The 17,534-nt window shown below is 65.6% G+C and carries 11 protein-coding genes; 8 read left to right on the forward strand and 3 right to left on the reverse strand.

Annotated elements, in window-relative coordinates:
* Positions 1-68: 68 nt before the first annotated feature.
* Entirely contained in the window at positions 69-743 is a 675-nt protein-coding gene (locus FJV43_RS28090) for an aldolase (RefSeq protein ID WP_239622253.1), read from the reverse strand.
* 104 nt (positions 744-847) lie between these two features.
* On the opposite strand from FJV43_RS28090, the gene ltnD reads away from it, so the two are divergent.
* From ltnD to FJV43_RS28130, 8 genes are all read left to right on the forward strand, one after another.
* Positions 848-1,765 carry an L-threonate dehydrogenase gene (gene ltnD / locus FJV43_RS28095; RefSeq protein WP_239622254.1) on the forward strand — a complete coding sequence of 306 codons (918 nt, stop codon included), beginning with the start codon at positions 848-850 and terminating at the stop codon, positions 1,763-1,765.
* Between the two features lie 15 nt (positions 1,766-1,780).
* A complete protein-coding gene (gene otnI / locus FJV43_RS28100) occupies positions 1,781-2,563 on the forward strand; it encodes a 2-oxo-tetronate isomerase (RefSeq protein ID WP_239622255.1) in 783 nt (260 codons plus the stop codon).
* A complete protein-coding gene (gene otnK, locus FJV43_RS28105) occupies positions 2,560-3,831 on the forward strand; it encodes a 3-oxo-tetronate kinase (RefSeq protein ID WP_239622256.1) in 1,272 nt (423 codons plus the stop codon). Before otnI ends, otnK begins: the two co-directional genes overlap by 4 nt.
* A 168-nt stretch (positions 3,832-3,999) precedes the next feature.
* Positions 4,000-5,691, forward strand: a complete 1,692-nt coding sequence (locus FJV43_RS28110) for a methyl-accepting chemotaxis protein (RefSeq protein WP_239622257.1) — start codon at positions 4,000-4,002, stop codon at positions 5,689-5,691.
* Between the two features lie 170 nt (positions 5,692-5,861).
* On the forward strand, positions 5,862-8,054 hold the full coding sequence (locus FJV43_RS28115; protein ID WP_239622258.1) for a methyl-accepting chemotaxis protein: 2,193 nt from the start codon (positions 5,862-5,864) through the stop codon (positions 8,052-8,054).
* A gap of 232 nt (positions 8,055-8,286) precedes the next feature.
* Positions 8,287-9,981, forward strand: coding sequence for a methyl-accepting chemotaxis protein (locus FJV43_RS28120; RefSeq protein ID WP_239622259.1), 1,695 nt, complete (start codon positions 8,287-8,289; stop codon positions 9,979-9,981).
* 169 nt (positions 9,982-10,150) lie between these two features.
* Positions 10,151-13,330, forward strand: a complete 3,180-nt coding sequence (locus FJV43_RS28125) for an efflux RND transporter permease subunit (RefSeq protein WP_239622260.1) — start codon at positions 10,151-10,153, stop codon at positions 13,328-13,330.
* Positions 13,317-14,513: an efflux RND transporter periplasmic adaptor subunit gene (locus FJV43_RS28130; RefSeq protein ID WP_239622261.1), complete on the forward strand. Its 1,197-nt coding sequence runs from the start codon at positions 13,317-13,319 to the stop codon at positions 14,511-14,513. The genes FJV43_RS28125 and FJV43_RS28130 overlap by 14 nt, the downstream gene beginning before the upstream one ends.
* A 147-nt stretch (positions 14,514-14,660) precedes the next feature.
* Here FJV43_RS28130 and FJV43_RS28135 read toward each other — a convergent pair whose 3' ends face one another.
* Both FJV43_RS28135 and FJV43_RS28140 read right to left on the reverse strand, forming a co-directional pair.
* On the reverse strand, positions 14,661-16,175 hold the full coding sequence (locus FJV43_RS28135; protein WP_239622262.1) for an acetyl-CoA acetyltransferase: 1,515 nt from the start codon (positions 16,173-16,175) through the stop codon (positions 14,661-14,663).
* Positions 16,176-16,290: 115 nt separating this feature from the next.
* Complete coding sequence (locus FJV43_RS28140) at positions 16,291-17,424, reverse strand: nitronate monooxygenase (RefSeq protein WP_239622263.1); 1,134 nt, start codon at positions 17,422-17,424, stop codon at positions 16,291-16,293.
* Between the last annotated feature and the right edge of the window lie 110 nt (positions 17,425-17,534).

Below are 17,534 nucleotides of genomic sequence, written 5' to 3' on the forward strand. Positions count from 1 at the left end.
AGGGGTCTTTCCGCGGAGGAATTCTGGATTGCTTCGCTGCGCTCGCAATGACGCGGTTGGAGGCGGGCCTAATGCCCGTGCCCATGCTCCGGCAGCACTACCCCGAACACCTTCACCAGATCCTTCACTTGCTCCGGTGACAAATACCGCGGGTTCATCCCGCGCAGCAGCAGGTACAGCTTCGCCGTCTCTTCCAGCTCCTCGGTTGCGAACACCGCGGCCTCCAGCGTGTCGCCGGCGACGACCGGGCCGTGATTGGCGAGCAGCACCGATGAATATTTCCCCGCCAGTCCCTTGATCGCATCCGCAACCGCGGGATCGCCGGGGCGGTAATAGGGCACGAGCGCGGTGGCGCCGCATTTCATCAGGTAGTAGGCTGTCATCGGCGGCAGCGCGGCGCGCGGGTCGATCTCGGGGAGCATCGAGAGCGCGACCGAATGGGTGGAGTGCAGGTGCACGATCGCGCGTGCGCTTCCGCGTGTGTCGTAGAGCGCGGTGTGCAGCGGAACTTCCTTGGTCGGCGCATCGCCCGACACCAGCCGGCCCTGACTGTCCAACCGCGACAACCGCGCCGGATCGAGGAAGCCAAGCGAGGCGTTGGTCGGCGTTACCAGCCAGCCGCCGTCGTCCATCCTGACGCTGATATTGCCGGAGGAGCCCGGCGTCAGTCCGCGCTCGAACAGGGACCGTCCGAAGCGGCAGATATCCTCGCGCAACCGTGTTTCGTTGCTCATGGCCGTCATGCCTGCTTGTCTCACGCTTTGGCAGCGCGGCCAAGCCGTGATATCGGTTCGCTGAGCCGCCGCAAAGGGCAGCCGTCCGGGAAACGTTCGCAAGGGTCAGTTGCATGTCCGCCTCCACCTCTCAAAATCAGCGCATCGCCGTCGTCGGCCTCGGCTCGATGGGATACGGCATGGCGACCTCGCTGAAGCGCGCCGGCCACGCCGTGACCGGCTGCGACGTCTCGGCTGACGCGGTGGCGCGCTTCGTGACGGATGGCGGCGCGGGGGCCAAGACTCCGGCCGAAGCGGCCAGGGAGGCCGATGTCGTCGTCAGCGTCGTCGTCAATGCTGCGCAGACGGAGGCGATCCTGTTCGGCAAGGATGGGGCCGCCGAGACCATGCCGAAGGACAGCGTCTTCGTATCCTCGGCCACCATGGATCCCGACGTGGCGCGGCGCCTGGCCAAGCAGCTTGAGGCGACCGGACGGCATTATCTGGACGCGCCGATCTCCGGCGGGGCGCAGCGCGCCGCGCAAGGCGAGCTGACGATCCTCGCCTCCGGCAGTCCCGCCGCTTTTGCTAAGGCGCGGCCCGCGCTCGATGCCATGGCCGCAAAGCTCTACGAACTCGGCGATGCCGCCGGGCAGGGCGCTGCGTTCAAGATGATCAATCAATTGCTCGCCGGCGTGCACATCGCCGCCGCCAGCGAAGCGATGGCGTTTGCGGCAAAGCAGGGCCTCGACATCCGCAAGGTCTATGAGGTGATCACGGCATCGGCCGGCAATTCCTGGATGTTCGAGAATCGCATGCCGCACGTGCTCGATGGCGATTACACGCCGCGTAGCGCGGTCGAGATCTTCGTCAAGGACCTCGGCATCATTCAGGACATGGCACGCACTGCCCGATTCCCCGTGCCGGTATCCGCCGCCGCGCTCCAGATGTTTCTGATGACATCAGCCGCCGGCATGGGCCGTGACGACGATGCTTCCGTGGCGCGGATGTATGCGCAGGTCACCGGCGTCAAGCTGCCCGGCGACAAATAAGCAAGAGGAACTCCGATGCCCCGTTTCGCCGCAAATCTCTCGATGATGTTCACCGAGGTGCCGTTCCTCGACCGCTTCGACGCCGCAGCCCAGGCCGGCTTCACCGCCGTCGAGTTTCTCTTTCCCTACGAGCATCCGGCGGAAGCGATCGGCGAGCGGCTCGAGCGCAATGGTCTGACCCAGGCGCTGTTCAATCTGCCGCCGGGCGACTGGAACGCCGGCGAGAAGGGCTTTGCGGCGCTGCCCTCGCGGTTCAACGATCTCAAGGCGAGCCTGGAGACGGCGCTGCCTTATGCCAGGGCGACCGGCGTCAAGCGCCTGCACCTGATGGCCGGCATCGCCAATCGCGGCGAACGCGTCGCGATCGAGGCCTTCTACAAGTCGGTGGCCTGGGCCGCGGAGTTCTTCGCACCCCACGGTATCGACGTCGTGATCGAGCCGATCAATGCGCGCAACGTGCCCGGCTATTTCCTCAACGATTTCGGCTTCGCGCGCGACCTGATCCAGGAGCTGAGGCTTGCGAACCTGAAGCTCCAGTTCGACATCTATCACTGCCAGATCATCCATGGCGACGTCACCATGCGGCTGCGCGAGATGATGCCGATCATCGGCCACATCCAGATCGCCAGCATCCCCTCGCGCAACGAGCCCGACGGCGAGGAGCTGAACTATCCGTTCCTGTTCGCGGAGCTCGACCGGCTCGGCTATGCCGGCTTCGTCGGCTGCGAGTACAATCCGCGCGGCAAGACCACCGATGGGCTCGCCTGGTTCAAGCCCTACGCTGGAGTGAAGTCGTGACACTTGCGTTGGGCTGCATCGCCGACGACTACACCGGCGCCTCCGATCTCGCCAACACGCTGACGCGCGCGGGCTTGCGCACCGTGCAGACCATCGGCGTGCCTGCGGACGATCTGGCGCTGCCCGAGGTCGATGCCGTCGTGGTGTCGCTGAAGAGCCGCTCGATCGAGGCCGGCCTCGCGGTGTCGCGCTCGCGCGCGGCGGAAACATGGCTGCGCGGCCGCGGCGCGGGCCACGTGTTGTTCAAGATCTGCTCGACCTTCGATTCCACCGACGCCGGCAATATCGGCCCGGTGATGGACGCGTTACGCGCCGATTCCGGCGAAGCCGTCGTGCTGGTGACACCGGCGTTCCCCGAGACCGGCCGCACCGTCTACCAGGGTAACCTGTTCGTCGGTGCCGTGCCGCTCAACGAGAGCCCGCTGAAGGACCATCCGCTCAACCCGATGCACGATTCGAACCTGGTGCGCGTGCTGGCGCGCCAGAGCAACACGCAGATCGGCCTCGTCGATCTCGCCACCGTCACGCGCGGCGCGGAGGCCGTGCGGGCGCGATTGGCCGAGCTCGCGGGCAAGGGCATCGGCGCCGCGATCATCGACGCCGTCTTCGACCGTGATCTCGAGACCATCGGTCTCGTCGCCGCCGAACATCGGCTGTCGGTCGGCGCCTCGGGCATCGGCCTTGGACTCGCACGGGCTCTGGTATCGACTGGAAGGGTCAAGGCAGCGGCAACCAGTGATGCAGGCGCGCCGGTCGGCGGACCGGCGGCATGCCTTGCCGGGAGTTGCTCGCAGGCGACGCTTCAGCAGATCGCCAATGCCGAACGCATCATGCCGGTGCTTCATCTCGATCCGGACCGTATCATTACGGGGGCAGACGAAGTGCAGCGCGCGCTGGGCTGGGCAGCACCACGACTGGCCGAGGGTCCGGTGCTGATCGCATCGAGCTCGACACCGGATCAGGTCGCCGCGTTGCAGGCACGCCACGGTCGCGACGCCGCCGGCCATGCCATCGAGCAGGCGATGGCCGATATTGCGGAGAGCCTCGTAAAATCGGGCGTGCGGCGACTGATCGTTGCCGGCGGCGAGACGTCCGGGGCCGTTGTCGATCGGTTGAAGATTCCCGGATTTCTCGTGGGAGTAGAAATTGCCGCAGGCGTTCCGGTGCTGCGCGCGGTCGGTGCCGAAAGCGACATGCTGCTCGCTCTGAAGTCCGGAAATTTCGGCGGAGCGGAGTTTTTCTCCGACGCAATCAGGCTCATGCGCTGAGCGCAGAGCATTTTTAGCTGCCTGTTCATTTCTGTCGGGCTCCGTGCTCGCACGGAGCCGTCGTTAACGTCTGCACAAGTGCTCTGGTGTTGGATGTCGGCGCTGCTCCCTTTGATTGATTCGTAGAACTTCGGACGCGCGCCGGCGCCAATACAACGAGACCCGATTATGTTTGCCAAACTCTCCATCCGCACCAAAATCATCAGTGTCGTGGCATTCCTGCTGGTCGCGATGGCCGGCATGGGCCTGCTCGCCGTCATGAAGATGCGGTCGATGAATGCCAACACCGTCGACATCACCACGAACTGGCTGCCCAGCGTGCGGGTGATCGGCGATCTGCGCGCCAGCGTCATCACGTATCGCAACGTGGTTCGCCAGCACATGCTTGCCGAGTCGCTGGACGACAAGCTCGCGACGGAGAAGACCGCTGCCACGGTGAGCGAAGCGCTCGCCAAGGTGCGCTCCAAGTACGAGGCCATGATCAGCTCCCCGGAAGAGCGGGCGCTCTACAACCAATGGTCCAGGCTCTGGGACGACTACAAGAAGGGCACCGAGGAGGTCATGGCATTGTCGCGCAAGGAGGCCGGCAAGCTCCCGCGCGAGGCGCAGGAGCTCAACTCCAAGACCGTCAACAAGATCGGGCTCCAGGCCGACGAGGTCCTGAACAAGGACATCGAGCTCAACACGAAGGGCGGCGAACGGGCCGCTCAGGAGGCTGCCGACAGCTACGCCTATGCCTTCATGCTGGTTTCGGTCATTCTCGGCGCCGCTGTCGTGATCGGCCTTGGGCTCAGCTTCTATCTCGTCCGAGACGTATCCAGCGGCATCAACTCGATCATCCAGCCGATGCAGGCGCTGGGTAAGGGCGACCTCTCCGCCGAGGTCCCCCACCGCGGCGAGAAGACCGAGATCGGCGCCATGGCCGACGTGCTCCAGATATTCAAGGAGGCGCTGATCGCCAAGAAGGCCGCCGACGAAGCCGCCGCGGCGGATGCCGAAGCCAAGATCGAGCGTGGCCGCCGTGTCGACAATGTCACCCGCGAATTCGAAACGATGATCGGCGAGATCGTCCAGACCGTGTCGTCGGCCTCGACTCAGCTCGAAGCCTCCGCCTCGACGCTGACTGCGACCGCGGACCGCTCGCAGCGGCTGGCGACCACGGTCGCCTCCGCTTCGGAGGAAGCCTCGACCAACGTGCAATCGGTCGCCTCGGCGACGGAGGAGATGGCTTCGTCGGTCGGCGAGATCAGCCGCCAGGTGCAGGAATCGGCGCGGATGGCGGGCGATGCCGTCGGCCAGGCGCGCGCCACCACCGAGCGCGTCAGCGAGCTCTCCAAGGCCGCCTCGCGCATCGGCGACGTCGTCGAGCTGATCAACACCATCGCCGGCCAGACCAATCTGCTCGCCCTGAACGCCACAATCGAGGCGGCGCGAGCGGGCGAGGCCGGCCGCGGCTTCGCCGTGGTCGCTTCCGAGGTGAAGGCGCTCGCCGAGCAGACCGCGAAGGCGACCGGCGAGATCGGCCAGCAGATTTCCGGCATCCAGGCCGCGACCAACGACTCGGTCGGCGCCATCAAGGAGATCTCCTCGACCATCGAGCGTCTGTCGGAGATCTCGTCGGCGATCGCGGCGGCGGTGGAAGAGCAGGGCGCGGCGACGCAGGAAATCGCCCGCAACGTGCAGCAGGCCGCGCAGGGCACGCAGCAGGTGTCGTCGAACATCACCGACGTGCAGCGCGGCGCGACCGAGACCGGCACGGCCTCCTCGCAGGTGCTGTCGGCGGCACAGATGCTGTCGAACGACTCGAACCGGCTCAAGACCGAGGTCAGCAAGTTCCTGACCAATGTGCGCGCGGCGTAGTTCGCGCTCACCTCATCTACAAAGGGCGGCGCTTTCGGCGTCGCCCTTTGCCTTTTAGGCAAGTGCCGACACTGACATATTCTTCACGTGGGTTCTACGGTTCCAAATCTTTACGGGTTTCGAACTGAGGGAACTTTAGCTTTCTCCGCAGTTGTTTCGGAGACTCCATCGTGAAGCTGCTTTCCTTTGCCGCCATTCGTTCCATCCAATTGAAAATCGCTCTGATCGCTGGCGTTTGCCTCGCGGTCACGTGTGTCGTCCTGATCGGCTACGGTCTCTTTTCCACGCAGAGCATGAACCAGTACGTGACCCGCGAGGTCATGCAGCTGGTCGACCAGCAGACAAAGGAGAGCCTGATGAATCGCGCCTCCAACGAAGCCAACGCCATCAAGGCCGAGCTGGAGGTCGGATTTGACGCGGCGCGTACGATCGCGCATGCGTTCGAGACGCTGGCGGACGACAAGACCGGCACCCCGATTGCGGCCCGGCGCGCCCAGTTCAACGCGCTGCTTCGCCACGTGCTCGAGCTCAACCCCGCCTTCAACGGCACTTACTCGGCCTGGGAGCCCGGTGCGCTCGATGGCGACGATGCAGCGTTCAAGGGACGCAAGGAGATGGGATCGGACAACACCGGCCGCTTCCTGCCCTATTGGACACGGAACGCCAACGGCGACATCGCGGTTCAGCCACTCGTCGAATATGACAGCAGCGAACGGCACACGAACGGCCTCGTGAAGGGGGCCTGGTACATCAATCCGAACATGACGGGTAAGGAGAACATCCTCGGCCCACTGCCCTATATCGTGCAGGGAAAGTCGGTCTTCCTGGCGACTATGTCGGTGCCGGTCATGATCGGTGGCAGATTCCGCGGCGTTGCCGGCGCCGACTACAACCTCGACTTCGTGCAGAAGCTCGCCGTCAAGCTCAACAACTCGCTGTTCGAAGGCAAGGGCAAGGTCGCGATCCTCAACGACACCGGCCTGATCGTCGCCAACAGCGCCAACCAGGACGTGATCGGCAAGAATGCCTCGGCGGCCGATCCGCGCTGGAGCGAAAGCTTCGCCATCGTGAAGGCGGGCAAGAGCACGGTGCAGGACGATCCCAAGTTCGCCAACATCGACATCTACGCGCCCATGCGCTTCGGGCTCACCGAAAATGCGTGGTCGGTCCTGATCTCGATCCCGCGCGAGGTGGTGCTGGCGTCGGCACGACAACTGGATGCCTCTCTCAGCGCCCGTGCGACGTCCAGCACGTTCTGGCAGCTTGGTGTCGGCCTCGTCATCGTGCTGATGGCGATCTTCCTGATCTCATTCGCCGCACGCGAGATCGCGCGGCCGATCCAGGATTGCGCCAATTTCGCCGACGGCATCGCCAAGGGCGATTTCAATCAGCGACTCGAAATTGAGCAGGCCGACGAGGTCGGCAGGCTCGCAGCGTCGCTGAGCTCGATGCAAGGCGACCTCAAATGCAGCATCGAGCAGCGCGCCCAGGACCAGGCGGTCGCCGACCGCGAGCGCAAGCGCACGATGAACGAGCTCGCCGACAGTTTCGAAGCCTCCGCGGGCGCTATTGTGGAGACGGTGTCCGCCGCGTCCGGTGCGCTGGAAAGTTCGGCCGCGTCGCTGAGCTCAACCGCCGAGCGGGCGCAACAGCTCGCCTCCGTCGTGGCCGCCGCATCCGACCAGGCGTCCGGCAACGTGCAATCGGTCGCCTCGGCGACGGAGGAGATGGCTTCGTCGGTCGGCGAGATCAGCCGCCAGGTGCAGGAATCGGCGCGGATGGCGGGCGATGCCGTCGGCCAGGCGCGCGCCACCACCGAGCGCGTCAGCGAGCTCTCCAAGGCCGCCTCGCGCATCGGCGACGTCGTCGAGCTGATCAACACCATCGCCGGCCAGACCAATCTGCTCGCCCTGAACGCCACTATCGAGGCGGCGCGCGCGGGCGAGGCTGGCCGCGGCTTCGCCGTGGTTGCCTCCGAGGTGAAGGCGCTCGCCGAGCAGACCGCGAAGGCGACCGGCGAGATCGGCCAGCAGATTTCCGGCATCCAGGCCGCGACCAACGACTCGGTCGGCGCCATCAAGGAGATCTCCTCGACCATCGAGCGTCTGTCGGAGATCTCGTCGGCGATCGCGGCGGCGGTGGAGGAGCAGGGCGCGGCGACGCAGGAAATCGCCCGCAACGTGCAGCAGGCCGCGCAGGGCACGCAGCAGGTGTCGTCGAACGTCACCGACGTGCAGCGCGGCGCGACCGAGACCGGCACGGCCTCCTCGCAGGTGCTGTCGGCGGCGCAGATGCTGTCGAACGACTCGAACCGGCTCAAGACCGAGGTCAGCAAGTTCCTGACCAATGTGCGCGCGGCGTAAAGCGCGGTCCATCCATCAAACCCATGAGCGGCGCTGTAAGCGCCGCTCATTTTTTTTCGGTCGCATGATGTCGTTTGAAGGAAGTGTCCGAGGCTTTCCCAGTAATCTTACGGGCGCGCCGTTTCATGGACGGTTAAACCGGATTTACGAATGTTGGGCGAGGGCGGCCCAGCAAGGGGCGAGGTTCCCATTGGAATGATTTCACACTGAACCGGTCTTTTTGGGGGATCCGATGCGCAAGAATTTTCCGGTCTCGGCCGTCGAATATCCCGTCAGTGACGAGACGCTGATCGTTTCGCGAACCGATCTCAAGGGCAAGCTCACCTACTTCAATGAGGATTTCATTGCCGCTGCCGGCTTCACGTCGGCGGAACTCATGGGCCAGCCGCACAACATCGTCCGCCACCCCGACATGCCGCCGGAGGCGTTCGACAATCTCTGGGACACGCTGAAGGCCGGCAAGCCCTGGCTCGGCGCAGTGAAGAACCGCCGCAAGAACGGCGACTTCTACTGGGTGCTGGCGACGGCCTCACCGATCCGCGAGAACGGTCAGGTCAAGGGCTATACCTCGATCCGCACCAGGCTGCCGGCCGACCAGCGCAAGCTCGCCGAGGAGGTCTACGCTGCAATCCGCGAGAAGAAGCCCCACGGCTATCGCATCGACGCCGGTATCATCCGTCGCCGCTCGCTGCTCGACCGCTTCAGCATCTTCACCGGGACGCTGAAGGCGCGCCTGGTCACGACGATGGTGCTCCAGGCGCTGTTCATGCTTGCACTCGGCATCGGCGGTGCCCTCTCCACCGGCGGTTCCGCCGGCCTGATCCTGTCGCTGCTGGCTGTCGTCGGCGCCGCCACCGTCGGCTTCACCGGCCTTGCAACCATGCGAGCGATCCAGGGGCCGATGCGGCAGCTCAATGACACTTTGATCAACCTCGTGCAGGACAAGTTCGACAACCGCATCGTGATCGAGCGCGACGACGAGATCGGCGAGGCGCTGCGCAACCTTCAGACCGTGCAGACCATCATCCGCTTCAGCCGCGACGAGGTGCAGGCGGTGCAGCGCCGTGCCGAGGCGCAACGCAAGGACGACATGACCAAGCTCGCCAGCGGCTTCGAGGCCGCGATCGGCGAGATCATCGAGACCGTGTCGTCGGCGGCAACCGAGCTCGAGGCCTCGGCCTCGACGCTGTCCTCGACCGCGGGCCGGGCGCAGGAATTGGCGACGGCGGTCGCAACCGGCTCGGAAGCCGCGTCGACCAATGTCCATTCGGTGGCCTCGGCCGCCGAAGAGATGTCGTCCTCGGTGCGCGAGATCGGCCGGCAGGTGCAGGATTCCTCCCGGATCGCGAGCGAGGCGGTCAGTCAGGCCCACGCGACCACCGAACGTGTCAGCGAATTGTCGCGGGCTGCATCGCGGATCGGCGACGTCGTCGAGCTCATCAACGCGATTGCCGGCCAGACCAACCTGCTGGCGCTCAATGCCACGATCGAGGCGGCGCGGGCGGGCGAGGCCGGTCGCGGCTTCGCGGTGGTGGCCTCCGAGGTCAAGGCGCTGGCCGAGCAGACGGCCAAAGCCACCGGCGAGATCGGCCAGCAGATCGGCGGCATCCAGGCGGCGACGCAGGATTCCGTCGGCGCCATCGGCGAGATCAGCGGCACCATCGCGCGTCTGTCGGAGATCGCCTCGGCGATCGCCGCGGCCGTGGAGCAGCAGGGCGCCGCAACCCAGGAGATCGCCCGCAATGTTCAGGAGGCGGCCAGGGGAACGCAGCAGGTGTCGTCCAATGTCGGCGACGTCCAGCGCGGCGCCTCCGAGACCGGTTCCGCGTCGTCGCAGGTGCTGACTGCGGCGCAGATGCTGTCGCGCGACTCCAACCGCCTCAAGCTCGAGGTCGGCAAGTTCCTGAACTCGGTCCGCGCCGCCTGAGGCGCGCGGCCGCATGGCTGCGATGTCCGTTTCGCAGTGCGGTAGCAGGGAAGTGAATGCGGAATAGCCGCCGGGGATTAGCGTTTCCGGCGGTGCTCAGGTAAAGGGGGAAGGGGATCGCCGTGGGGGCGGATTCCATATCCTCGCTTGACCTGGATTTGCCTGGCGCATGATTGCTCTGGTCCGTATTGCCCTGAGCCGGCCTTATACATTCGTCGTACTGGCGCTGCTGCTGCTGATTATCGGACCGCTCGCGGCGCTGCGAACCCCGACCGACATCTTCCCGGATATCCGTATTCCCGTCATCGGCGTGGTCTGGCAGTACACAGGCCTGCCGCCGGACCAGATGTCCGGCCGCATCACCACGCCGTTCCAGCGCGCGCTGACGACCACGGTCAACGACATCGAGCATATCGTCGCCAATTCCTACAACGGCTTTGGCATCATCAAGATCTTCTTCCAGCCCAACGTCGACATCCGCACCGCCAACGCGCAGGTCACCGCGATCTCGCAGACGCTGCTCAAGCAGATGCCGCCGGGCGCGACGCCACCCTTGATCCTGAACTACTCGGCGTCCACCGTGCCGATCATTCAGGTGGCGCTGTCGGGCGACGGGCTCACCGAGCAGAATCTCGCCGATATCGGCATCAACCAGCTTCGTACGCCCTTGGTCACGGTGCCGGGCGCGGCGATTCCCTATCCGTTCGGCGGCAAGCAGCGCCAGGTCCAGATCGATCTCAATCCTACCGCGCTCCAGGCCCGCGGCCTCTCGGGCCAGGACGTCGCCAATGCGCTGGCCGCCCAGAACCTGATCACACCGGTCGGCACCCAGAAGATCGGCCAGTTCGAGTACAACATCCAGCTCAACAACTCGCCGCTCCGGATCGAGGAACTCGGCAATCTGCCGATCAAGACCGTCAACGGCGCCATGGTCTATGTGCGCGACGTCGCCACCGTGCGGGACGGCAATCCGCCGCAGACCAACATCGTTCATGTCGACGGCAACCGCTCGGTGCTGATGATGGTGCTGAAGGCGGGCGCGACCTCGACGCTCGATATCATCGCCGGCATCAAGCAGAAGGTGATCGACGTCAAGGATCAGCTGCCCGACGCACTGAAGATCGGCTTCATCGGTGATCAGTCGGTGTTCGTCCGCGGCGCGATCCAGGGGGTCGCCTTCGAAGGCGTGATCGCGGCGCTGCTCACCAGCGTCATGATCCTGCTGTTCCTCGGCAGCTGGCGCTCGACCATCATCATCGCGGTCTCGATCCCGCTGTCGGTGCTGGGCGCCATCATCATGCTGTCGGCGATCGGCGAGACGCTGAACATCATGACGCTCGGCGGCCTCGCGCTCGCGGTCGGCATCCTCGTCGACGACGCCACGGTCACGATCGAGAACATCAACTACCATCTGGAGCAGGGCAAGCCGGTCGAGCAGTCCATCCTCGACGGCGCCAACCAGATCGTGACGCCGGCCTTCGTTTCGCTGCTGTGTATCTGCATCGTGTTCGTGCCGATGTTCTTCCTGACCGGCGTCGCGCGCTTCCTGTTCGTGCCGATGGCGGAAGCCGTGATGTTCGCGATGATCTGGTCGTTCATCCTGTCGCGCACGCTGGTGCCGACCATGGCGAACTATCTGCTCAAGGCGCATGTCCATCACGAGGGCGGTCCGCCGAAGTCGCGCAATCCACTGGTCTGGTTCCAACGCGGCTTCGAGGCGCGGTTCGAGCGCATCCGCGGTGGTTATCGCGGCCTCCTTGGCCTGGCGCTGGCGCGCCGGGCGGTGTTCGTCATCGGTTTCATCTGCGTCGTCGGCGCGTCCTTCGCGCTGGTGCCGTTCCTCGGCCGCAACTTCTTCCCAGCCGTCGATGCCGGCAACATCCTGATGCATGTCCGCACCCAGGTCGGCACCCGAGTCGAGGAGACCGCGAACCAGCTCGCCGACGTGCAGAAGGCAGTGCGCAAGCTGATTCCGGGCGAGATCGAGACCATGACCGACAATATCGGCATGCCGATCTCCGGCATCAACATGACCTACAACAACACCGGCGTGATCGGCCCGCAGGACGGCGACATTCAGATCAAGCTGAAGGAAGGCCACAAGCCGACCGAAGAGCATGTCCGCGTGCTGCGCGAGCAATTGCCGCGCCTGTTTCCCGGCGTGAGCTTCGCGTTCCTGCCGGCCGACATCGTCAGCCAGATCCTGAATTTCGGCGCGCCGGCGCCGATCGACCTGCAAATCCGCGGCGCCAATGTCAGCGCGAATTTCGCTTATGCCAACAGCCTGCTGGCGAAGGTCCGCAAGATTCCCGGCGTTGCCGATGCGCGCATCCAGCAGTCGCCGAACAACCCGACCTTCAACATCGATGTCGACCGCACCCGCGCGCAATATGTCGGCTTGACCGAGCGCGACGTCACCAACAGCCTCGTGGTCAATCTCGCCGGCTCCTCGCAGGTGGCGCCGACCTACTATCTCAATCCCGACAACGGCGTGTCCTACTCGATCGTGATGCAGACGCCGCAATACCAGATCGACTCGCTCAGTGCGCTGCAGACCCTGCCGATCACCGCGGCCAGCAATGCGCAGTCGCCGATCCTCGGCGGCATCGCCGACATCACGCGCTCGACGTCGAGCGCGGTGGTCTCACAATACGACATCCAGTCCATGGTGCAGATCTTTGCCACGACCTCGGGCCGCGATCTCGGCGCGGTTGCCGCCGACATCCGCCAGCTGATCGCCGACACCGCCAGGGAGGTGCCGAAGGGATCTTCCGTGGTGCTGCTCGGCCAGGTCCAGACCATGAACAGCGCCTTCACCGGCCTCCTGTTCGGCCTGCTCGGGGCCGTCGTGCTGATCTACTTCCTGATCGTCGTGAACTTCCAGTCCTGGTCCGACCCGTTCGTGATCATCACAGCGCTGCCGGCCGCGCTCGCCGGCATCGTCTGGATGCTGTTCATGACCGAGACCACGCTGTCGGTGCCGGCGCTCACCGGCGCCATCATGTGCATGGGCGTTGCCACCGCCAACAGTGTGCTCGTGATCTCCTTTGCCCGCGAGCGCTACGAGGAGCTCGGCGATCCCATCGCCGCCGCGCTCGAAGCCGGCTTCGTCCGGTTCCGCCCGGTGCTGATGACCGCGCTCGCCATGATCATCGGCATGGCGCCGATGGCGCTCGGGTTGGGTGAGGGCGGCGAGCAGAATGCACCGCTCGGCCGGGCCGTGATCGGCGGCCTGATCTTTGCAACCTTCGCCACGCTGATGTTTGTTCCCGTGGTGTTCAGCATGGTTCACAAGAAACAAGGCGCCGAAGCCGCCGCCTCATTGGAGACTCCGCATGTCGTCCACTGAACCCCGCTCCCCGGTGTCGCACCGGAAATTGGGCATCTTCGGCGTGGTGGCGCTGATTGCGGCAGGCCTCGTCGTGGGCACCGGCATCCGTGCCCGCGAGGAGCAGGGCTCCAAGCTGAAGGAATGGACCGACGACCAGGCCGTTCCCAGCGTGGCGGTGACGCTGCCCAATGCCAAGGACCTTAATGCCACCATCGAGCTGCCGGGCCGGCTGGAAGCCTACTACCGGGCTCCGATCTTCGCGCGCGTGTCGGGCTATTTGAAGAGCTGGAGCGCCGACATCGGCGCGCGCGTCAAGGCCGGCCAGGTGATTGCCGAGATCGAGGCGCCCGACCTCGATCAGCAGTTGCTGCAAGCCCGCGCCGACCTCGCCAGCCAGCAGGCCAGCGCCAGGCTGTCGGAGGCAACGCTGAACCGGCGCAAGACGCTGGTCGCCTCCAACTTCGTCTCGGCGCAGGAGATCGACGAGCGCACCGCCGACCTCTCCAACAAGAAGGCGGCCGTCAATTCGGGGCAGGCCAATGTCGAGCGCCTGGAAGCGCTCGCCGGCTACAAGAAGATCACCGCGCCGTTCGACGGCGTCGTTACCGCGCGCGACACCGACGTCGGCGCGCTCATCAATGCCGGCGGCGGCTCGGGCCCGGCGATGTTCGTGATCTCGGACATCACCAAGCTGCGCGTCTACGTCAACGTGCCCCAGAACTACGTGCCGGCGATCAAGATCGGGGCCAAGGCGATCATCACGCTGCCGGAATATCCCAACCGGACCTTTCAGGCGACGGTGGAGGCTTCATCGCAGGCAGTCGATGTCGCCTCCGGCACCACGCGCATGCAGCTCGGGCTCGACAATTCCAGAGGCGAGTTGATGCCCGGCGGCTATGCCAGCGTGAAGCTCAGCCTCCAGCGTGACTCCGCGCCGCTCAGCATCCCCGCCAGCGCCCTGATCTTCAACGGCAGCGGCCTGCGTGTGGCGACGGTCGGTGCGGACGAGAAGGTGCTGTTCAAGCCGGTCACCATCGCGCGCGATCTCGGCCGCGAGATCGAGCTCGCGTCGGGCATCGCGCCGGACGACCGCGTCATCACCGCCCCGCCGGATGGTCTGTCGGATGGCGACGCGGTCCGCGTGGTCGGCGCCAAAGGCAAGCCGGCGACCGCGTCCGAGAAGCAGGCACCGAAGAGCTAGGACGGTCTCGTGCCCCGGACGCAGCGCAGCACGAAGTGATGCGCTGCTGAGCCGGGGCCCATCTCTCCTCGCTGTACCGTGTGGCTTTCTGGGTCCCGGCTCTGCGGAGCGGCACTTCGCGCCGCACCGCGTCCGGGACACGAGAGCTTACGCCGCGTGCCACTCCGGCACGGCATCCGCGGCCATCACGATCTCGCCGATTGAGCCGACCGGCGTGCGATCCATGCTGAGCAGATGCGCCAGCGTCGCCGCATCGCTCGCTGGAATCCGCGCCAACGTGCGCCGTTCGTCTTCGGTGCGCAGCATCACTACGCCGTGCTCGACATCGCCGCCGCGGCCATAGAGCACCGTAAAGCTCTCGACCTTGCCTTTGCCTCCGGCCTCGGTGACGAACTCCGGCACCGCGCGCTTGTTGCGGTCGGCCTCGGCCTGCACGCTCGTCTCCTGCGCCAGCGCCTCGCGCGGCGGTGTCTTCGAGACCACCAGCGCGTGATGCTTGGTGACGAAGCCGCCCTGGCCGTAGAGCAGGCCGAGCCCGGCGCCGCCGCGCAGGCGCCGCACCATCGCGCAGGCTGCATGCGTCATGTAGGTGTTGAGCGGCGCCCCGAAGAAGGTGAGCCCGCCGGTCACGGTCGGGTGCACGTCCGCGCCCAAGCCAAGCGTCCGCCGCGCCATCTTGGGCACGCAGGGGAAGCAGCTATAGAGCTCGATTGCATCGAACTTTCTGCCGTCGCCGCCGGCGAGGTCCATCACGGCTTTCAGCACCGCGTTCTGCGGATGGCTCTCGTAGAACTGGTCGCGCAGGAGATAGTCACGCGGTTCTTCGGCCGAGGCGCCGCCGAGCGGGTAGACCAGCCTATCCTCGGGAATCCCGGCCGCGCGCGCCTTGGCAAGGCTGGTGAGCAGCAGTGCGCCGCCCATGTTGACGCTCGGGTTGGCAACCATGAGCTTGTTGTAGGGCCAGGCGATCAGGCGGTTGTCGGCGGTCGGTGTCGTGATCTCCTCGGGCGCATAGCGCCGCTTCAGCCAGGCATTCGGATTTTGCGCGGCGGCTTCCGAATAACGCGACCACAGCACACCGGACTCAGCCATCGCCTCGCGCGGCGTCTGGCCCCAATGCGCGGAGGAGGCCGCCTCATAGAACGGATAGACCGTGACGGGACGGAACACGCCGAGCTTCACCGCCAGCGGCTTCTGGAACGCCGCGCCGCGCTTGGGCTCCTCGACGTCATCCGCGAACGAGGTCCATGCCAGCTTCGCGCCGGCGCGCTCCGCCTTGGTCGCGGTCGATTGCGCCTCCGCCCCGCAGACTGCCGCGACGCTGCACTCGCCGCGCGCGATGCGCTTTGCCGCCTCGTGGATATAGCGGATCGGGCTCTCGCCGCCGACCGGGCCGTAATAGCAATGCGCGGGCGCGATCCCGAGCCGTTGCGCCAGAAGCTTCTCCGGATCGCGATAGCGCCAGCTCAGGAAGTTGACGACGTCGAGCGACTGCAGCTCGCCGAGCAGTTTTGCGCCCGCATCGGCCTCGGCGCGCCGGAGCGCCTGTTCGAGCAGATCGAGCGGCTCGAGGCCCTCGGTGATCTCCTTGGGGCGGTCGACGATCTCGCCGATGCCGACGATGACGGGGATGCGGTCTTCGGGGATGTTGTTGTCTTTCATGCTTCAATTCACGATGTCAGTTGTTTCGTCATTGCGAGCGACGCGGAGCAATCCAGGATCTTTCTGCGGCGACAGCCTGGATTGTTTCGCTTCGCTCGCAATGACGGTGTAGCAATCACTCCGCCACCAGCGCATTCATGTGCTCGACGGCTTCGGCAAACTCTTCCTTGAACTCCTGCACCACCGCGCCTGCCGATTTCACGCTGTCAACCAGGCCGACACCTTGGCCGACGAAGTAACTCACGAGATCGCGCGCCCTCGCATTCCCGCTCGCCGCCGCGCGGTCGATCGAATGGAAGGCGTCGCGGCTGATGATGCTTTGTAGCGGCATCGGCAGCGCGCCGGGGCTCTCCGGCGCTCGGTCCCAGGCATCCGTCCAGACCGAGCGGAGCTGCCGGGCCGGCTTGCCGGTGCGACCCTTCGAGCGCACGGCGTCGCGCGAGGAGGCCGCGATCATCTTCTCGCGAAAGATCTCCGTGGTCTCCGCCTCGACGGTCGCAAGCCACACCGAGCCGGTCCAGGCGCCGGCCGCGCCCATCGCCATGCAGGCGGCCATCTGCCGTCCCGTCATGATGCCGCCGGCCGCCAGCACCGGCGCATCGCGGATCTTCTTGATCGCCTTGATCACCTCCGGCACCAGCACCATGGTCGAGACCTCGCCGCAATGGCCGCCGGCCTCGGTGCCCTGCACCACGAGAATGTCGACGCCGGCTGCGACCTGACGCAGCGCGTGCTCCTTGGCGCCGACCAGTGCCGCAACGGGGACGCCGTGTTTCCTGCCCATCTCGATCATCGCCTTCGGCGGCACGCCCAGCGCATTGGCGATCAGGCGGATCGGATGACGAAAAGAGACTTCGAGCAGCTCAAGCGCCGTCTTCGCATCGAACGGCTGCGGCTGGTCGTCCGCGACCTCGGAGGTGGTCAGTTCGATGTCGTACTTCTTCAGGAGATCGCGCGTATAGTCGCGATGCTGTTGCGGCACCCGCGCTTCCAGGCTCTTCCAGGTGACGTCCTTCTCGCCCGCGGTCGAGATATTCTCGGGGATCAGCACGTCGATGCCGTAGGGCTTGCCGTCGACATGCGCATCGATCCATGCCAGCTCGCGTTCGAGCGTGTCAGGCGTGTGCACGGTCGCGCCCAGCACGCCGAAGCCGCCGGCGCGGCTGACGGCGGCAACGACGTCGCGGCAATGGCTGAAAGCGAGCAGCGGGAACTCGATGCCCAGCATGTCGCAGATCGGCGATTTCATGGCCCTCTCCCGGCAGCAGCCTTCGCGTTGCTGTTGTTGCTTTGCTCGCGCAGGCGCTCGACGCTAGCCCATCGCCATCCGCGATGCCAAGCCGGATTTGGCCGCGCATC

Origin of the sequence: Bradyrhizobium sp. I71 (genome assembly GCF_022354745.1) — a bacterium.
In the GTDB taxonomy this organism is placed as follows: domain Bacteria; phylum Pseudomonadota; class Alphaproteobacteria; order Rhizobiales; family Xanthobacteraceae; genus Bradyrhizobium; species Bradyrhizobium liaoningense.

Coding starts and splice junctions, on each gene's coding strand:
- FJV43_RS28090 (WP_239622253.1), bottom strand. CDS start 743: ATGACGGCCATGAGCAACGAAACACGGTTGCGCGAGGATATCTGCCGC.
- FJV43_RS28135 (WP_239622262.1), bottom strand. CDS start 16,175: ATGAAAGACAACAACATCCCCGAAGACCGCATCCCCGTCATCGTCGGC.
- FJV43_RS28140 (WP_239622263.1), bottom strand. CDS start 17,424: ATGAAATCGCCGATCTGCGACATGCTGGGCATCGAGTTCCCGCTGCTC.
- FJV43_RS28110 (WP_239622257.1), top strand. CDS start 4,000: ATGTTTGCCAAACTCTCCATCCGCACCAAAATCATCAGTGTCGTGGCA.
- FJV43_RS28130 (WP_239622261.1), top strand. CDS start 13,317: ATGTCGTCCACTGAACCCCGCTCCCCGGTGTCGCACCGGAAATTGGGC.
- ltnD (WP_239622254.1), top strand. CDS start 848: ATGTCCGCCTCCACCTCTCAAAATCAGCGCATCGCCGTCGTCGGCCTC.
- FJV43_RS28125 (WP_239622260.1), top strand. CDS start 10,151: ATGATTGCTCTGGTCCGTATTGCCCTGAGCCGGCCTTATACATTCGTC.
- otnI (WP_239622255.1), top strand. CDS start 1,781: ATGCCCCGTTTCGCCGCAAATCTCTCGATGATGTTCACCGAGGTGCCG.
- FJV43_RS28120 (WP_239622259.1), top strand. CDS start 8,287: ATGCGCAAGAATTTTCCGGTCTCGGCCGTCGAATATCCCGTCAGTGAC.